Origin of the sequence: Pilimelia anulata (assembly GCF_014647895.1) — a bacterium.
Lineage (GTDB): Bacteria > Actinomycetota > Actinomycetes > Mycobacteriales > Micromonosporaceae > Pilimelia > Pilimelia anulata.
The window spans coordinates 827,117-842,322 of the sequence record NZ_BMQB01000001.1; the positions used below are offsets into that span (position 1 = coordinate 827,117).

Sequence of the window (15,206 nt, forward strand, 5' to 3'; positions counted from 1 at the left end):
TCCACGGTGTGCTGAACCGCATCGAGCTGCGCCGGATCGACCTGCGCGGCAGTGCCACCGACCCGCGCGCGGTGCTCCCGCGCGCCCGGCTCGACGTCTCCGAGGCCGTCGAGCGGATCCGGCCCCTGGTCGACGGGGTACGGCAGCATGGTTTCACCGCGATCCGCGAGGCCACCCAGCGGTTCGACGGGGTGACCCTGCGCCGGCTGCGGGTGCCCGCCGACGCGCTCGCCGCCGCGGCCGCGGCGCTGGACCCGGCCGTCCGGGCGGCGCTGGACGAGTCGATCAAGCGCACCCGTACCGTGCACCGCGCGCAGCGCCGCACCGACCACACCACCCGGGTCGTGCCGGGCGGCACGGTCACCGAGCGCTGGTTGCCGGTGGACCGGGTCGGCCTGTACGTGCCGGGCGGGCTCGCGGTCTACCCGTCCACCGTGGTCATGAACGTCGTACCCGCCCAGGAGGCCGGCGTCCGGTCGCTGGTCGTGGCGAGCCCGCCGCAGGCGGAGAACGGCGGCCTGCCGGACGCCCGGGTGCTCGCCGCGTGCGCGCTGCTCGGCGTCGACGAGGTGTACGCGGTCGGCGGCGCCCAGGCCGTCGCCATGCTCGGCCACGGCAGCGACGGCGCCCCGGCCGCCGACGGCACCCCGGACCCGGCCGACCGGTGCGAACCGGTGGACGTGATCACCGGGCCGGGCAACATCTGGGTGACCGCCGCGAAGCGGCTGCTGCGCGGCGTCGTCGGCATCGACGCCGAGGCCGGGCCGACGGAGATCGCGGTCCTCGCCGACGACACCGCCGACCCCGAGCACGTCGCGGCGGACCTGATCAGCCAGGCCGAGCACGACCCGCTGGCCGCGAGCGTGCTGGTCACCGCGTCCGCCGCGCTGGCCGACGCCGTGGACGACGCGCTGACCCGGCGGGTGGCGGCGACCAAGCACGTCGAGCGGGTGACGACGGCGCTGTCCGGTCCGCAGTCCGGCACGGTACTGGTCGACGACCTGGACGCCGGGCTGGCGGTGGTGGACGCGTACGCCGCCGAGCACCTGGAGATCCAGACCGCCGACGCGCGCGCGGTCGCCCTGCGGGTGCGCAGCGCCGGGGCGATCTTCGTGGGGCCGTACGCGCCGGTGTCGCTGGGCGACTACTGCGCCGGCAGCAACCACGTGCTGCCCACCGGCGGCTGCGCCCGGCACTCGTCCGGGCTGTCGGTGCAGTCGTTCCTGCGCGGCGTGCACGTGATCGAGTACGACGAGGCCGCGCTGGCCGACGTCGCCGACCACGTGGTCGCGCTCGCCGAGGCCGAGGACCTGCCGGCGCACGGGCAGGCCGTCCGGGCCCGGTTCGGCGCATGAGCGCGCTGGCCGGCCTGCCGCTGCGCGAGGACCTGCGCGGCCGCAGCCCGTACGGGGCGCCGCAGCTCGACACCGCGGTGCGGCTGAACACCAACGAGAACTCGTACCCCGTCCCGGCGCCGGTGGTCGAGGCCATCGCGGCGGCGCTGCGGGCCGAGCTGAGCGGCCTGAACCGGTACCCCGACCGGGACGCGGCGGCGCTGCGCGCCGACCTGGCCGGGTACCTCGGCCACGGCCTGACCGCCGCCGGCGTGTGGGCGGCGAACGGCTCCAACGAGGTACAGCAGCAGCTCCTCCAGGCGTTCGGCGGGCCGGGGCGGACGGTGCTGGGCTTCGGGCCGGCGTACTCGATGCACCCGCTGCTCGCGCTCGGCACCGGCACCGGCTGGGTCGGCGCGGACCGCGGCGCGGACTTCGAGCTGCCCGCCGGGTACGCCGCCGACCTGGTCCGCCGGCACCGGCCCGACCTGGTGTTCGTCTGCGCGCCGAACAACCCGACCGGCACCGCGCTGCCGCCGGCCACGCTCGGCGCGATCCTCGAGGTCGCGCCGGGGATGGTGGTGGTGGACGAGGCGTACGCCGAGTTCGCCCGCCCCGGCTACCGCAGCGCGCTGGAGCTGCTGCCCGGGAACCCGCGGCTGGTGGTGACCCGGACGATGAGCAAGGCGTTCGGCTTCGCCGGCGGCCGGCTGGGCTACCTGGCCGCCGACCCGGCGGTCGTGGACGCCGTCCAGTTGGTCCGGCTGCCGTACCACCTGTCCGCGCTCACCCAGGCCGCCGCGCGGGCCGCGCTGGCGCACCGCGGGGCCCTGCTGGGTACGGTCGAGGCGATCAAGGAGCAGCGGGACCGGATCGTCGACACGCTGCGCCGCCGCGGCCACCGGGTCGCCGACAGCGACGCGAACTTCGTCCTGTTCGGCGTCCCCGGCGACCAGGCGGCGGTGTGGCGGGCGCTGGTCGACCGCGGGGTCCTGGTCCGGGACGTCGGCCTCGCCGGCTGGCTGCGGGTGACCGCGGGCACGCCGGCCGAGACGGACGCCTTCCTCGGGGCGATGGAGGAGATCGGATGAGCCGTACCGGCCGCGTGGAGCGGGTCACCAACGAGACGAAGGTGCTGGTCGAGCTGGACCTCGACGGCACCGGCCGGGCCGACATCGGCACCGGCGTCGGCTTCTACGACCACATGCTGCACCAGCTCGCCCGGCACGGGCTGATCGACCTGACCGTGCGCACCGTCGGCGACCTGGAGATCGACGCCCACCACACGATGGAGGACACGGCGCTCGCGCTGGGCGAGGCGTTCGCCGCGGCGCTGGGGGACAAGGCGGGCATCCGCCGGTACGGGCACGTGCTGCTGCCGATGGACGAGGTCCTGGTGCAGTGCGCGGTCGACCTGTCCGGCCGCCCGTACGTGGTGCACGAGGAGCCGGTGCTGGCCCCGTACATCGGCGCCGCGTACCCGACGTCGATGACCCGGCACATCGTCGAGTCGTTCGGCCACGCCGCCCGGATCACCCTGCACCTGTCCGTCCTGCGGGCCGGGCGGCCGGGCGTGCAGCCGGAGCCGCACCACGTGGTCGAGGCGCAGTTCAAGGCGCTGGCCCGGGCCCTGCGCGCGGCGGTCGAGCCGGACCCGCGCAGCCCCGGCGTGCCGTCCACCAAGGGCGCCCTGTGAGCTCGGCGCTGCCCGTGGCGCTGATGGCGCTGGCCGGGGTGCTGGTGGGCGGGGCGTGGTCGCTGCGCCGGCAGGGCGCGCCCGGCCTCAGCGTCGCCCTGTGCGGCGTGCTCGCCCTGGCCGCGCTGGCCGGCGGCGTTCTGTGGCTGATCCCGGAGGCGTGAGGTGAGCGCACCCACGGTCGCCGTCCTCGACTACGGCTCCGGCAACCTGCGCTCGGCCGAGCGCGCGCTGAGCGCGGCCGGCGCGGCGGTCGCCGTCACCGCCGACCTCGCGGTCGCGGCGGCGGCGGACGGGCTCGTCGTACCGGGGGTCGGCGCGTTCGCGGCCTGCATGGCCGGGCTGGACGCGCTCGGCGCCGGGCCGGTGATCGCCGAGCGGGTCGCCGCGGGGCGGCCGGTGCTCGGCATCTGCGTCGGCGCCCAGGTGATGTTCGCCGGCGGCGCCGAGCACGGCGTGCACACCCGCGGGCTGGGCCTGCTGCCCGGTACGGTCACCCGGCTGGCCGCCGAGCGGGTGCCGCACATGGGCTGGAACACGCTGCGCGTCCCGGCCGGCAGCCGGCTCGGGCTGGCCGACGGCGACCGGGTCTACTTCGTCCACTCGTACGCCGCCCGCGACGTCGCCTCGCTGCTGGCGGCGGGCGCGGCGGTGACCACCAGCGCGCACGGCGGGCGATTCGTCGCGGCGGCGGAGCTGGGCGCGCTGACCGTCACCCAGTTCCACCCGGAGAAGTCGGCGGCGACCGGCGCGACCCTGCTGCGCTCCTGGACGGCCGGCCTGACCGCGGTCGCCGGCGCGCGGCGCGCGGGGTGAACGGTGAGCAAGGAGCGGGCGCGGCGGCGGGCCGCGCGGGAGGCGGCCGCCGGCGTCGCCCGGGCGCAGAGGGCGCGCCGGGTGGCCCGGCGGGAGCGCCGGCGGGCGCTGCTGCGCCGGCTGGTGCCCACCCCGCGCCGGCGCCGGGTGGGCCGGCTGCGCCGCTGGTCGCGGGCGCAGCGGGCGGTGTTCGTGCTGGTGGCGCTGGCCGTCCTCGCGGTGATCTGGCTGCTGGTCGCGGACCTCGCGCTGCGGCTGGCGCTGACCGTGCTGGTGGCGCTCGGCGCGCCGGTGGCCGTCGCGGCGCGCGGGCGCCGCGGCTGATCGGACCCGGCGCGGGGCGCGCCGGGGGAGCGGCGCCGCGGCGCCGGGAGGAGGGGCACGGATGACGCTGGAGCTGCTGCCGGCCGTGGACGTGGCGGACGGGCGGGCCGTCCGGCTGGTGCAGGGCGCCGCCGGGACCGAGACGGCGTACGGGCACCCGCGGGACGCCGCGCTGGCCTGGCAGGCCGGCGGGGCCGAGTGGATCCACCTGGTCGACCTGGACGCCGCGTTCGGGCGGGGCAGCAACGCCGCCCTGCTGGCCGACGTGATCGGCGAGCTGGACGTCAGGGTGGAGCTGTCCGGCGGCATCCGCGACGACGCGTCGCTGACCGCCGCGCTGGCCACCGGCGCCACCCGGGTCAACATCGGCACCGCCGCGCTGGAGGACCCGCAGTGGTGCGACCGGGTCGTCGCCGAGTACGGCGACCGGGTGGCCGTCGGCCTGGACGTGCGCGGGCACACCCTCGCCGCCCGCGGCTGGACCGAGGACGGCGGCGAGCTGTTCGACGTGCTGGCCCGGCTGGACAAGGCCGGCTGCGCCCGGTATGTGGTGACCGACGTGCGCCGCGACGGCACGCTCACCGGCCCGAACCTGGAGCTGCTGCGCGAGGTGTGCGCCCGGACGGACCGGCCGGTGGTGGCCAGCGGCGGCGTGGCCACGCTGGACGACCTGCGCGCGCTGGCCGCGCTGGAGCCGGTGGGCGTCGAGGGCGTGATCGCCGGCAAGGCGCTGTACGCGGGGGCGTTCACCGTCGCCGAGGCGCTGGCGGTGCTGGCGGCGTGAGCCTCGCGGTACGGGTGATCCCCTGCCTGGACGTCGACGCCGGGCGGGTGGTCAAGGGCGTGAACTTCGTCGACCTGCGGGACGCGGGCGACCCGGTGGAGCTGGCCGCGGCGTACGACGCGGCCGGCGCCGACGAGCTGACCTTCCTGGACGTGACCGCGTCCTCGGACGACCGGGGCACGATGCTGGACGTGGTCCGGCGGACGGCCGAGTCGGTGTTCATCCCGCTGACCGTCGGCGGCGGCGTCCGGTCGGCGGCGAACGTGGACACCCTGCTGCGGGCCGGCGCGGACAAGGTCGGGGTGAACACCGCCGCGATCGCCCGGCCGGAGCTGATCGGCGAGATCGCCCAGCGGTACGGCCGGCAGGTGCTGGTGCTGTCGCTGGACGTGCGCCGGGCCGAGGGGATGCCGAGCGGCTTCGAGGTGACCACGCACGGCGGCCGGCGCGGCGCCGGGCTGGACGCGGTGGCCTGGGCCCGCGAGGCGGCCGACCGGGGGGCGGGGGAGATCCTGCTCAACTCGATGGACGCCGACGGCACCAAGCGCGGCTTCGACCTGGCGCTGATCCGGGCCGTCCGCGCGGTGGTGGACATCCCGGTGATCGCCAGCGGCGGCGCCGGCCGGGCGGCGGACTTCCCGCCGGCGGTGGCGGCCGGCGCGGACGCGGTGCTGGCGGCCAGCATCTTCCACTTCGGCGAGGTGGCGATCGGCGAGGTGAAGGCGGCCCTGGCCGCCGCCGGCCACCCGACCCGCTGACCGCGGCGCGGGCCCGCCGGGCCCGCGCCGCTACACGGTCACCAGTACCTGCACCACGCCGAGGATCACCGTGGCGACGGTCAGGGCGATGGTCAGCCAGGTCAGCCGGGTGACGTACCCGCTCATGTCCTTGGAGTACAGGTACTGGGTCTCCTGGTCCATCGCCTCGGCGAGCCGGTCCAGCCGGGCCACCAGCCGGTCGGCGCCGGACCGGTGGGCCAGCAGCCGTTCGAGGTTGTCGATCTCCGGCATGAGCGCGGTGCTGATCAGTTGCAACGCCTCGTCCAGCGAGCTGCGCAGCAGCCGCCGGTCCCGCAGGTCGCGCCGCCGGGACCGGCCGCGGCCGATCGCCGCCTGCGCCCGTTCGAGCCACTGGTAGGTCAGCGCCACCCGGACCATCACCCGCTCCAGCGCCAGCAGCCCGCCGTGGTCCAGCCCGGCGACCGGGGTGTCCAGGCTGAAGTACGGCTCGACCGCGCCGAAGTAGCGGGTGGTGAAGCGGTCCTGCCCGGCGGCGTAGTCGGGGTGCTTGCCGTTCAGGCAGACGATGCTGCTGGGCAGCGCGTAGATGTGGAAGAAGTCGCGGCTGCCCCAGCCGCTGTCCAGCGCCTGCCGGGCCGCGTCCGGGGCGACGAACCGCCAGCCCTCGTCCGCGTAGCCCAGCCCGTACAGCGGGCGCGGGTCCTGCGCGGCGACCCCGACGGCGCGCCGGCCGCGGTGGTCGCGCAGCTCCGCGCACCACGCCCGCCGGTTCAGCGGCAGCCCGTCGGGGAACCGGTCGCCGGCCAGGTCGGCGACGAGCCGGGTCACGGCGAGGTGGACGCAGGCGTGCTCGGCGCCGCGGTACCGGGCGGTCACCGCCCCGCCGCCGGCCCGGGCCGCGCGGCCCTGGAAGCTCTGCAGGACGGCGATGGCCGGGTCGACCAGGTCGGGCCACGCCCGGTCGGGGTCGCCGACGTCGGGGACGGACGCGAGCAGCGTGATCACCCCGTGCGCCGCGAACGAGGTGAGCAGGAACGCGCACTCGTGCCGCCGGCCGCCGACGGCGATGGTCAGGGTGTCGCGCAGCCGGTACCGCTGCGGCGGCTCGGCGACGAAGCGCAGGAAGCCGTCGACGACCGCCCAGTCCGAGTCGGCCGCCGCGCCGAGCGGGTCCAGCGCCCCGGCCGCGACGCCGTCGGCGACGAGCGCGGCCAGCTCGTCCGGCGGCGCGGCGATCGCCCAGAGGAAGGTCAGCAGGACCCGCGGGCGGTCGGTGTCGGTGCTCATCCCGGCCACCGCTCAGGCGGCCCGCAGGAGCAGCATCAGGTCCCGGCCGTACCGGGCGCGCAGCTCCGCCGACCCGTTGACCACGCGGTCCCGGTCGAGGGTGGCCGGCAGCCCGGCCGGGCCGTCCAGGACGTGGTACGTCCACTCCCACTCGGTCCGCCAGCCGGCCGCGGCGGCGTCGGCGCGCAGGCCGGCCGGGTCGAGGAAGCGGATCGGCAGCGTGCCGGGCTCGGCGGCGGCCGCCGCGGCGTCGAAGCCGGCCCGGTCCACGGCGGTGCTGACGACGTCGTCGCCGCGCGTGGTCGACAGCTCGTGGTGCTCGCCGCCCACCGGCGCCCGGCTGACGGCGAGGACCAGCGCGGCCCCCGGCCGGGCGGCCCGGCGCAGGCCGGCGAGGATCGCCGCGGCCCGCGCGGTGGGCACGTGCTGCAGGACGTGGCTGCACACGACCAGGTCGTACGGCCCGCCGCCCGGCTCGGCGGCGTCCCGGGCGGCGAACGCCGCGGCGGTGCCGGGGGCGAGCGGCTGCCGGCGGGCCTCGTCGAGCCGGTCCGGGTCGGGGTCGGCGCCGGTGAGGGTGGCGGCGAGGTCGCTCAGCCACGGCAGCAGCCGGCCGGCGCCGCAGCCGGCGTCGAGCGCGCGCACCGCGCGCCGGTCGGGGAGCCGCTCGCGCAGCCGCGCCGCCACGCCGTCCAGGGCCAGGGCCTCGCTCGCCGCCCAGTAGCCGGGGTACGGCTCGTGCGCCGCGATGAACCGCAGGGTCAGCAGGTCACCGCCGTCGGGGTACCGGTACCCACTGGTCATCCGCATCCGCAGCCCTTCGCCGGTGAGCCACCACTCTACGACGGTGCGGGCGCCGGGCTAGGCCGACGCGGCGCCGGGGCGGGGCTCGGCTGTGGACGTCCGGGCGAGCGCGGGCTCGACCGGACGCGCCGCGTCCGCCGGCACGCGCGGCGGGATGGTGAACAGCGGGATCAACCGGTGCGCCAGCGGGCCGATGGCCAGGGCGTAGACGACGGTACCGACGCCGACCGTGCCGCCGAGCAGCCAGCCGACCGCCAGCACGGAGACCTCGATGGCGGTCCGGACCAGCCGGATCGACCGGCCGGGGTGCAGCGCGACGTACCCGGTCATCAGGCCGTCGCGCGGGCCGGGGCCGAGCCGGGCGCCGATGTACATGCCGGTGGCCAACCCGTTGAGCAGCACGCCGCCGACCAGGAACGCCGCGCGCACGGCGAGGTGGTCCGGCGTGGGCAGCAGCGCCACGGCGGCGTCGACCGCGAGCCCGATCACGACGACGTTGCTGACCGTGCCGAGGCCGGGCCGCTGGCGCAGCGGGATCCAGGCCAGCAGGACCGCCACCCCGGTGAGGATCACCACGACGCCGAAGCGCAGGCCGGTGACCTCGGCGACGCCCTGGTGGAACACGTCCCAGGGGTCGAGGCCGAGCCGCGATTCGATCATCAGGGCCATGCTGACCCCGTACGCCACCAACCCCACCTGGAGTTGGGCGAATCGCCGGCCGAACCGGTCCGCCAGCAGCTTGCTCCGCGCGTTCATGCATGCCACTCTGAAGGCCAATCCAGTGGCAGCCAAGTGCCAATTTCGCGGAGGTGGCCATGACCAGTGCGCTCCGGGGGGGCCAATTGGCCCGATTGCTCGGTCATTGGCACGCCCTGCCCGGTCGCCGGCGCAGCCCCGATTACGCCGCCCTGGCCGGCGCGGTCCGCGGCCTGCTCGCCGACGGGCGGCTCCCGCTGGGCGTCCGGCTGCCGGCCGAGCGGGAGCTGGCCGAGTCGCTGCGGGTCAGCCGGACCACCGTGTCCGCCGCGTACGGGCAGCTCCGCGACACCGGCCACCTGACCAGCCGGCGCGGCGCCGGGAGCTGGACCACGCTGCCCGAGGGGCACCGGGTGGCCAGCTCCGGCCTGTGGACCCCGGTCGACGACCTGGACCTGCTCGACCTCGGCTGCGCCGCGCTGCCCGCCCCGGCCGAGCTGGCCGACGCGGCCCGGACGGCCGTCGAGCGGCTGCCCCGGTACCTCGGCGACGCCGGCTACCACCCCGTCGGCCTGGCCGAGCTGCGCGACGCCGTCGCCGCCGGGTACGCCGCCCGCGGCCTGCCCACCACCGCCGAGCAGATCATGATCACCAACGGTACGCAGCACGCCCTGGACCTGGTCCTGCGGCTGCTCGTGCCGGCCGGCGCGGGGGTGCTGGTGGAGTCCCCGACGTACCCCAACGCGCTCGCCGCGCTCGCCGCCCGGCGCGCCCGGATCGCCACCCACGGCCTCGGCGCCGCCGGCTGGGACGCCGAGCTGCTCGTCGGCACGATCCGGCAGTCCCGGCCGGCGCTGGCGTACCTGATCCCGGAGTTCCAGAACCCCACCGGCCACCTCATGTCCGCCGACCTGCGCGAGCGGGTCGTGCACGCCGCCCGCGACGCCGGCACCGACCTGGTGGTCGACGAGTCGTTCGTCGACCTGCCGCTGGACGGCGTCGAGCCCCCGCCGCCGGTGGCCGCGTACGACCGGCGGTCCCGGGTGGTGTCGATCGGCGGGGTGAGCAAGCCGTACTGGGGCGGCCTGCGGATCGGCTGGGTCCGCGCGTCGGCGCCGCTGGTGCAGCGGCTCGCCGCCGCCCGGGTGGGCGTGGACATGGCCAGCCCCGTCCTGGACCAGCTCGTCGCCGTCGAGCTGCTCGACCGGTCCGCCGGCATCGTCGCCCGCCGCCGCCGGGAGCTGCGCGAGCAGCGCGACGCGCTGCTCGCCGCGGTCCGCGACCGGCTGCCGGAGTGGCACTGCACGGTACCGGCCGGCGGGGTCACACTGTGGCTGGAACTGGACGGGCCGATCTCCAGCGCGCTCGCCCGGGCCGCCGAGCGGCTCGGGGTGCGGCTGGCGCCGGGGCCGCGGTTCGGGCTGGACGGGACGCTGGAGCGGTTCGTCCGGCTGCCGTACACGCTGCCGGCCGACGACCTGGTGGACGCGGTGGGGCGGATCGCGGCGGCCCGGTACGACCTGGAGTACGCCCCGACCGACGCCTGGACCGCGACCCGGGTCTTCGCCTAGGCCGTGTTTCGTCACGCCGGTGGTTGGTGGTTGGCGGGTGTCCGCCGGTCATGGCACGTACAGGACAGTTACGCGGCGCGGTGGCGTCAGTACGATGTGGCCAGTGCATCACCTGTACGTCTGCCACGCGTCCCACGAGGAGTTCATGTGAACCGATCCCGACGCCGTACTGTGCTGGCCGCCTGCCTGTCGCTGGTCGTCGCTGCGCCGTTGGCGGCGCCGTCGGCCGTTGCAGCGGCGCCGCCGACGGTGAGTCCGCCGACGATCACCTCCGGGTCATTCGGGCCCGGGGCGAAGCCCAAGAAGGTCGGCGACGAGGCGGAATTCACCATCACCAGGGGTGGGAGGGGACGGCCTGACGCCTACATCTGGTCGCTCAACGGTGGACCTGAGCACACCGAACCGCACCCCGGGGGTCTGACGCCAAGGGTCGAATTCACGATCACACTCACCAAGGCCGGCAAAAACACGATGGTGGCGTGGACTGTGCACGGCAGCGCGCGGAGTCCTCGCAGCGAGCCGTTCACGTTCAAGGTCCACCGGCGCTGAGCGCAGGCGACCCGCACTGAAACTCCGCGGTATCGGCCGGTCACGTGCGGCGTGACCGGCCACTCTCCCGGACGTGGAACCTCGGCGGGCGGACAGACCCGAATCCGGTCGGTCCGCGCCGACGGCCCGGCTGGTGGTGAGCTACGGCAAACTCGCCGTCCGCTACCGGGCCACCCTCACCATCGCCGCCATCAGCCAATGGCCCCGAGCATGACGAAACCCGGCCTAGCCGCCCCGCGGCGCGTACCGCAGCGCCACCGCCCCGGAGGCGAACTCGCGCCGGCCCACCGGCCGCAGGTCGACGTGCGCCGACAGCCCGGCGAACAGGGCCGGCCCGTGGCCGGCGATCCGGGGGTGCACCACGAACTCGTACTCGTCGATCAGCCCCAGCTCGGCCAGCGCCATCGGCAGCCGCACGCCGCCGACGAACAGGCCGTTGCCCGGCTCCCGCTTGAGCCGCCGGACGGCCTCGCCGAGGTCGCCGCGGAGCAGCTCCGCGTTCCAGTCGACCCGGTCGAGGGTGGTCGACACGACGTACTTGCGGGCCGCGCTGATCGTCCGGGCGAAGGGCTCCGTCCAGTCGGGCCGCGTGCCGGCCGGCGGCCGGAACGCCTCCTCCATCATCTCGTACGTGACCCGGCCGAAGAGGAGGGCGTCGGCCCGGCCGAGGTTCTCGACCGCGTGCCGGTGCAGCTCCTCGTCCGCGGGCATCGCCCGGTGGTCGCAGCACCCGTCCAGCGTGACGTTGATGGAGTACCGAAGCGGTCGCATGCCGCCAGACTATCGCCGGGGCACCCCCGCCGGGCCCGCCCGCGGACGGGCCGCCGCGCCGGCCGGGCGCCGCCGGTCAGACGCGGTCGGGGTCCCGCTCGGCCAGGCCGTGCTCGGCCGCCACCCGGTTCCAGACCGCACAGAACGCGAGCTTGGCGCTGCGGGCGCGCGCGGACGCGGCCATGCCGTCCCGGCGGTCCGCGTCCCCGTCGGCGCACCGCCCGGCCGCCGCCCGCTCCGCCCAGCGGGTGAAGGCGCGGTCGGCGGCGGCGGACTCCCGCAGCGCCGCCGCCAGGGTGGTGCGGACCGCGGTGCCGTCGGGCAGCCGGTCGGTCGCCGTACCGGCCAGCTCCCGCACCTGCCGGTCGCGCTGGGCGGTGACGTCGCGCAGCGCGGCAGCGGCGGCGGGCAGCCGCCGGCAGGCCCCGACGTCGGCGAGGGCGGTCGCGAGCCGGGTGCGGCTGGCGGTACTGCTGTCGAGCAGCGCGTCGACCGCGGCGGCCTGCTCGGCCGCGCCGGCGGGCGGGCTCGGGGTGACGGGGGCGGCGGCATCCGACGTCGGAACGGGGGCCGGCTGGAACTCGGCGTCCGCCGCGCCGCCGGTGAGCCGGACCACCAGGACGATCAGCACCACCGTCGCGAGCAGCGCGCCGACCAGCCACCGGTACTCGCCGCGGGCGGCGGCCGGCGCCGGTGCGCTCGCCGGCGGCGCGGCCGCCGGCTCCGGCTCTGGCGCCAGCGCCGATCCGCACTGCACGCAGCGCCCGGCCGCCGGGTCCACCAGCGCCGCGCACCGCGGGCACTCGGCGGGGGTCCCGCGCATCCGCGGCTAGCTTCCGGCGAGCAGACCGAGCAGCGCCGTACCCGCCTGCACCAGCGCCGGCACGGCGGCCACGGCGCCGACGAACCGGGCGGCCGCGACCCGCCGCGCCGGGACGGGCCGGTGGACGTCGGCGACGGTGTCGAGGCTCCGGGTGGCGGCGGCGTGCGCGGCCGCGTCGATGCCGCCGCGGTGCGCCTCGAGCAGCGCGCGGAGCCGCTCGACGCCGTGCGCCACCTCGTCGTCGGCGGCGTACTGCACGGCGTGCGCGCGGTAGCCTCCCGCGACCGGACCGCTGAAGGTACCGCCGCTGATGGTCACGCTGCTGTCGATGCGCCCCGACGGCGCGATGGGCGGCGGCTCGATGCGCCCCGACGGCTCGGTGGACGGCGGCTCGGCGGGCGGTGTCGGCTCGGTGGGCGGTGTCGGCGTGGTGTCGTCCGCGGTCGGTTCGGGCGGCATGGGCTCCTCCGGGTCACTCGGCGCACGTCAGGCGGCGTTCGGGGGCGTGGCGCGGTGCTGGGTGGCCGTCGGGTTGGCGCCGGCGGCGACGGGGCCGTGGAACGTGCCGCCGTTGATCGTGACCCCCGCGTTGAGGATCACGGCGGCGCGGTCGCGGTACTCGGCGGTGTCCACGCCCTGCTCGGTGAGGAAGGTCAGGACGGCGGCGGTGACCGTCCGTTCGATGATCTTCGAGTACTTGCGGGCGTCGAGCCCCTGGATCGAGTCGCCGAAGCCGTCCGCCGCCGCCAGCTCGCGGACGCTGACCCCGGCGCCGTGGTCGTTGATCGGCTGCTCCCGGCAGGCGTCCGCCGTCCGGCGGATCTGCGCGTCTCGCCGGTACGCGGTGTACGCGTTGCCGAGCAGCCCGACCGGCGCGGCGAGCATCGCCAGCGGGGCCGCGAGCAGCGACCCGCCGAGGCTGCGGAGCCAGACGTTGTCGGTCGACAGGTGGTCCACCGCGTGCAGGTGCCGGACCAGCGGCGGGAGCACGTGGGTCATGAGTTCGAGGTGCAGGAGCCCGCCCTCGACCGCCGCGTACAGGAAGGCCGAGACGACCACCTCCCGGTCCTCGGCGCCGATGATCGGGCCGCCGTCGGTCATGATCTCCGTCCCCCGCACGTGGGCGGAGATCCGGCGGTAGTAGCGCAGGCTGCCCTGCGGGTGCCGGATCACGTGCGGGATGGCTGCCCTGGTCACCTCGCTGTACGGCACGCAGGTGCGCTCGTCGATCAGCGGGTCGGACCACGGCCGCTCGCCGACACCGATGATCATGTCGTGCAGCGCCAGCCCCGATATCCGTTCCCGCGGCGGCAGCTTCGCCGCGTGGGTCTCCGCCAGCCGCTCCCGCACCCGGTCGTGCAGGGCGACCGGGTCGACCGTGACCGGATGACCGGACCGCCCGCGCAGCTCCAACGACATCGACCAGGCGTTGACCTGCGGGCCGGCGCCCAGGAACGGGCGGCTGTGCGCCTGCAGGGCCAGGTTGCCGAACTGCGCCGCCGCGACGTCGGCGACGCGCCGTCCGGTGCGGTTGTCCGGCAGCGGGACGGGCCGCGGCCGCCGGGTGGGCCCGAGGTCCTGGATCAGCAGCCGGCGGACGACGACCTGCCAGCCGTACTGGATGGCCATGGCCAGCACGGCCAGCAGCGCCAGCCGGACGAGCAGGTCGGTTCCCTCGGCGCTCCCGCCGGTCGCCCCCGCGTCCGGGGACGCCGGGAACCCCGACCCCGTGGGCGCCGCCAGCCCGGCGGTCAGGGCGGTGAGCAGGGTGGCGCCGACCGTCATCGCGACCGGCACCAGCACCACCAGGGCGAGGACGAGGGCCGTGCGGCGCCGGAAGCGACGCCGGCCCAGCCGGTAGACGCCGACGACGAGGGCGGCCAGCAGCCACAGCTCGTAGTGCGGCAGGACGAACAGGCCGACCAGCAGCACGGCCGCCAGCAGGCCGTCGCGCAGCAGCTCCAGGCGGCGGGCGTTCAGGCAGTGGGCCAGGACCGGGCCGAGGTCGAAGCCGATGGACGGCGCGACCGCCCGGTGCGGCCGGTCGACCAGCTCGGTGACGACGGTCCGGGCGAACGCCGGCAGGAGGTACGCGGCGGCGCACATGTAGCGGGTGACGGCGGACATCTGCGTGGGGAGTGCCGCCGGCAGCGGGGGCCGGTGCACGAACGGGGCGCGGTCGGTCGGGGTACCGGACACCTTGCTCCCATCGGGGACGACAGGTTGCCTTCCCGGCTCACCGTAGGAAGGTTGCCGGGCCGCGGCGTCCCTCGTCCGGGCGACAGTCGTTCGCTCGCCCGGGATGCCCCGCCGATTGGTCGGACTTTTTCACGGCCGCCGGTACGGCCGGCCGGTCAGACGCCGAGGCGGGCGTCGCGGAGGCGGCGGGCCAGCTCCGGCGGGCCGCTGACCGTCGTCCGGGTCGCCCGCTGCCGCCCCGACAGGAACAGCAGCAGCTCCGCCGGCGCCCCGACCACCCGGATCCGGTCGCCGCCCGTCCCGGCCCGGCACTGGCCGTAGCCGGGCGCGTCCAGCAGCACCGACGCGCGCCAGCGGCGCAGGTGCCAGCGGGACAGGGTCCGCACCCGCCCCCACAGCGCCGCCTCGTACGCCGCCGGCAGGTCCCGCGGCGCCCAGCCCGGTGCGCCCCGGCGGACGTCCTCGTGGTGGATGAACAGCTCGGTGGCGTTGAGCACGCCGTCCAGCAGCGGGTTGCTCACCGGCGACCACCACGGCGGCTGCCGGATCTCGTCGACCAGGGCCGGGTAGGGCTGCGCCGCGCGGCCGGCGCGGACCCGCTCGCCGCGCCCGCGCAGCCACGGCAGGACCAGGCCGAGGGCGGCGTCCGGGCGGCGCTCCCGCACGACGACGTGGGCGGCCAGGTCCCGGGTGGTCCAGCCGGCGCACAGCGTCGGGGCGTCGGGGCCGGCCGCCTCCAGGGCGTCGGCGAGGCTGCGGCGTTCGACGTCCGCGTACCGCTTCATGGCGAAAATCGTAAATGACCGACCCCG

18 protein-coding genes are annotated in these 15,206 nt (G+C 76.8%); 10 read left to right on the forward strand and 8 right to left on the reverse strand.

The window, feature by feature from the left end; translation table 11 throughout:
• Positions 1–11 precede the first annotated feature (11 nt).
• The 8 genes from hisD to hisF all read left to right on the forward strand — a co-directional run bounded on the left by hisD (position 12) and on the right by hisF (position 5,712).
• Positions 12–1,355: a histidinol dehydrogenase gene (hisD, locus tag IEY94_RS03670; protein WP_229783324.1), complete on the forward strand. Its 1,344-nt coding sequence runs from the start codon at positions 12–14 to the stop codon at positions 1,353–1,355.
• The gene (locus IEY94_RS03675; RefSeq protein WP_189168548.1) at positions 1,352–2,425 is read left to right on the forward strand and encodes a histidinol-phosphate transaminase; all 1,074 of its coding nucleotides are present in this window, start codon (positions 1,352–1,354) and stop codon (positions 2,423–2,425) included. The genes hisD and IEY94_RS03675 overlap by 4 nt, the downstream gene beginning before the upstream one ends.
• Complete coding sequence (hisB, locus tag IEY94_RS03680; RefSeq protein ID WP_189168549.1) at positions 2,422–3,030, forward strand: imidazoleglycerol-phosphate dehydratase HisB; 609 nt, start codon at positions 2,422–2,424, stop codon at positions 3,028–3,030. Before IEY94_RS03675 ends, hisB begins: the two co-directional genes overlap by 4 nt.
• Positions 3,027–3,194 (forward strand): CG2302 family histidine operon protein, encoded by a 168-nt coding sequence (locus IEY94_RS03685; RefSeq protein ID WP_189168550.1) that lies wholly within the window; start codon positions 3,027–3,029, stop codon positions 3,192–3,194. Before hisB ends, IEY94_RS03685 begins: the two co-directional genes overlap by 4 nt.
• Before the next feature lies 1 nt (position 3,195).
• Positions 3,196–3,846, forward strand: coding sequence for an imidazole glycerol phosphate synthase subunit HisH (gene hisH / locus IEY94_RS03690; RefSeq protein ID WP_189168551.1), 651 nt, complete (start codon positions 3,196–3,198; stop codon positions 3,844–3,846).
• A gap of 3 nt (positions 3,847–3,849) precedes the next feature.
• On the forward strand, positions 3,850–4,170 hold the full coding sequence (locus IEY94_RS03695) for a hypothetical protein (RefSeq protein ID WP_189168552.1): 321 nt from the start codon (positions 3,850–3,852) through the stop codon (positions 4,168–4,170).
• 61 nt (positions 4,171–4,231) lie between these two features.
• The gene (priA, locus tag IEY94_RS03700) at positions 4,232–4,954 is read left to right on the forward strand and encodes a bifunctional 1-(5-phosphoribosyl)-5-((5-phosphoribosylamino)methylideneamino)imidazole-4-carboxamide isomerase/phosphoribosylanthranilate isomerase PriA (protein ID WP_189168553.1); all 723 of its coding nucleotides are present in this window, start codon (positions 4,232–4,234) and stop codon (positions 4,952–4,954) included.
• On the forward strand, positions 4,951–5,712 hold the full coding sequence (gene hisF, locus IEY94_RS03705) for an imidazole glycerol phosphate synthase subunit HisF (protein ID WP_189168554.1): 762 nt from the start codon (positions 4,951–4,953) through the stop codon (positions 5,710–5,712). The genes priA and hisF overlap by 4 nt, the downstream gene beginning before the upstream one ends.
• Before the next feature lie 30 nt (positions 5,713–5,742).
• Here the strand turns inward: hisF and IEY94_RS03710 are convergent, their stop codons facing one another.
• Genes IEY94_RS03710 through yczE form a run of 3 tightly spaced genes read right to left on the reverse strand, consistent with a single transcriptional unit; the run spans position 5,743 to position 8,541 of the window.
• Positions 5,743–6,981 (reverse strand): hypothetical protein, encoded by a 1,239-nt coding sequence (locus IEY94_RS03710; protein ID WP_189168555.1) that lies wholly within the window; start codon positions 6,979–6,981, stop codon positions 5,743–5,745.
• A gap of 12 nt (positions 6,982–6,993) precedes the next feature.
• Positions 6,994–7,791: a class I SAM-dependent methyltransferase gene (locus IEY94_RS03715; RefSeq protein WP_229783278.1), complete on the reverse strand. Its 798-nt coding sequence runs from the start codon at positions 7,789–7,791 to the stop codon at positions 6,994–6,996.
• Positions 7,792–7,842: 51 nt separating this feature from the next.
• Positions 7,843–8,541 carry a membrane protein YczE gene (gene yczE / locus IEY94_RS03720; RefSeq protein ID WP_229783279.1) on the reverse strand — a complete coding sequence of 233 codons (699 nt, stop codon included), beginning with the start codon at positions 8,539–8,541 and terminating at the stop codon, positions 7,843–7,845.
• A gap of 59 nt (positions 8,542–8,600) precedes the next feature.
• Here yczE and yczR point away from each other — a divergent pair, with 59 nt between their 5' ends.
• Both yczR and IEY94_RS03730 read left to right on the forward strand, forming a co-directional pair.
• The gene (yczR, locus tag IEY94_RS03725; protein WP_189168556.1) at positions 8,601–10,052 is read left to right on the forward strand and encodes a MocR-like transcription factor YczR; all 1,452 of its coding nucleotides are present in this window, start codon (positions 8,601–8,603) and stop codon (positions 10,050–10,052) included.
• Positions 10,053–10,199: 147 nt separating this feature from the next.
• Complete coding sequence (locus IEY94_RS03730; protein WP_189168557.1) at positions 10,200–10,601, forward strand: hypothetical protein; 402 nt, start codon at positions 10,200–10,202, stop codon at positions 10,599–10,601.
• Between the two features lie 225 nt (positions 10,602–10,826).
• On the opposite strand, the gene IEY94_RS03735 is transcribed toward IEY94_RS03730, so the two are convergent.
• From IEY94_RS03735 to IEY94_RS03755, 5 genes are all read right to left on the reverse strand, one after another.
• Positions 10,827–11,372 carry a dihydrofolate reductase family protein gene (locus IEY94_RS03735; protein ID WP_189168558.1) on the reverse strand — a complete coding sequence of 182 codons (546 nt, stop codon included), beginning with the start codon at positions 11,370–11,372 and terminating at the stop codon, positions 10,827–10,829.
• A 76-nt stretch (positions 11,373–11,448) separates the two neighbouring features.
• Entirely contained in the window at positions 11,449–12,195 is a 747-nt protein-coding gene (locus tag IEY94_RS03740; RefSeq protein WP_189168559.1) for a hypothetical protein, read from the reverse strand.
• Between the two features lie 6 nt (positions 12,196–12,201).
• The gene (locus tag IEY94_RS03745) at positions 12,202–12,654 is read right to left on the reverse strand and encodes a hypothetical protein (protein ID WP_189168560.1); all 453 of its coding nucleotides are present in this window, start codon (positions 12,652–12,654) and stop codon (positions 12,202–12,204) included.
• Between the two features lie 27 nt (positions 12,655–12,681).
• Positions 12,682–14,394, reverse strand: a complete 1,713-nt coding sequence (locus IEY94_RS03750; RefSeq protein WP_189168561.1) for an AbeC-like domain-containing protein — start codon at positions 14,392–14,394, stop codon at positions 12,682–12,684.
• A 155-nt stretch (positions 14,395–14,549) separates the two neighbouring features.
• Positions 14,550–15,179, reverse strand: coding sequence for a TIGR03085 family metal-binding protein (locus IEY94_RS03755; protein ID WP_189168562.1), 630 nt, complete (start codon positions 15,177–15,179; stop codon positions 14,550–14,552).
• Positions 15,180–15,206: the final 27 nt, after the last annotated feature.

Coding starts and splice junctions, on each gene's coding strand:
- IEY94_RS03740 (WP_189168559.1), bottom strand. CDS start 12,195: ATGCGCGGGACCCCCGCCGAGTGCCCGCGGTGCGCGGCGCTGGTGGAC.
- IEY94_RS03755 (WP_189168562.1), bottom strand. CDS start 15,179: ATGAAGCGGTACGCGGACGTCGAACGCCGCAGCCTCGCCGACGCCCTG.
- priA (WP_189168553.1), top strand. CDS start 4,232: ATGACGCTGGAGCTGCTGCCGGCCGTGGACGTGGCGGACGGGCGGGCC.
- IEY94_RS03710 (WP_189168555.1), bottom strand. CDS start 6,981: ATGAGCACCGACACCGACCGCCCGCGGGTCCTGCTGACCTTCCTCTGG.
- yczR (WP_189168556.1), top strand. CDS start 8,601: ATGACCAGTGCGCTCCGGGGGGGCCAATTGGCCCGATTGCTCGGTCAT.
- yczE (WP_229783279.1), bottom strand. CDS start 8,541: ATGAACGCGCGGAGCAAGCTGCTGGCGGACCGGTTCGGCCGGCGATTC.
- IEY94_RS03735 (WP_189168558.1), bottom strand. CDS start 11,372: ATGCGACCGCTTCGGTACTCCATCAACGTCACGCTGGACGGGTGCTGC.
- hisB (WP_189168549.1), top strand. CDS start 2,422: ATGAGCCGTACCGGCCGCGTGGAGCGGGTCACCAACGAGACGAAGGTG.
- IEY94_RS03715 (WP_229783278.1), bottom strand. CDS start 7,791: ATGCGGATGACCAGTGGGTACCGGTACCCCGACGGCGGTGACCTGCTG.
- IEY94_RS03745 (WP_189168560.1), bottom strand. CDS start 12,654: ATGCCGCCCGAACCGACCGCGGACGACACCACGCCGACACCGCCCACC.
- IEY94_RS03675 (WP_189168548.1), top strand. CDS start 1,352: ATGAGCGCGCTGGCCGGCCTGCCGCTGCGCGAGGACCTGCGCGGCCGC.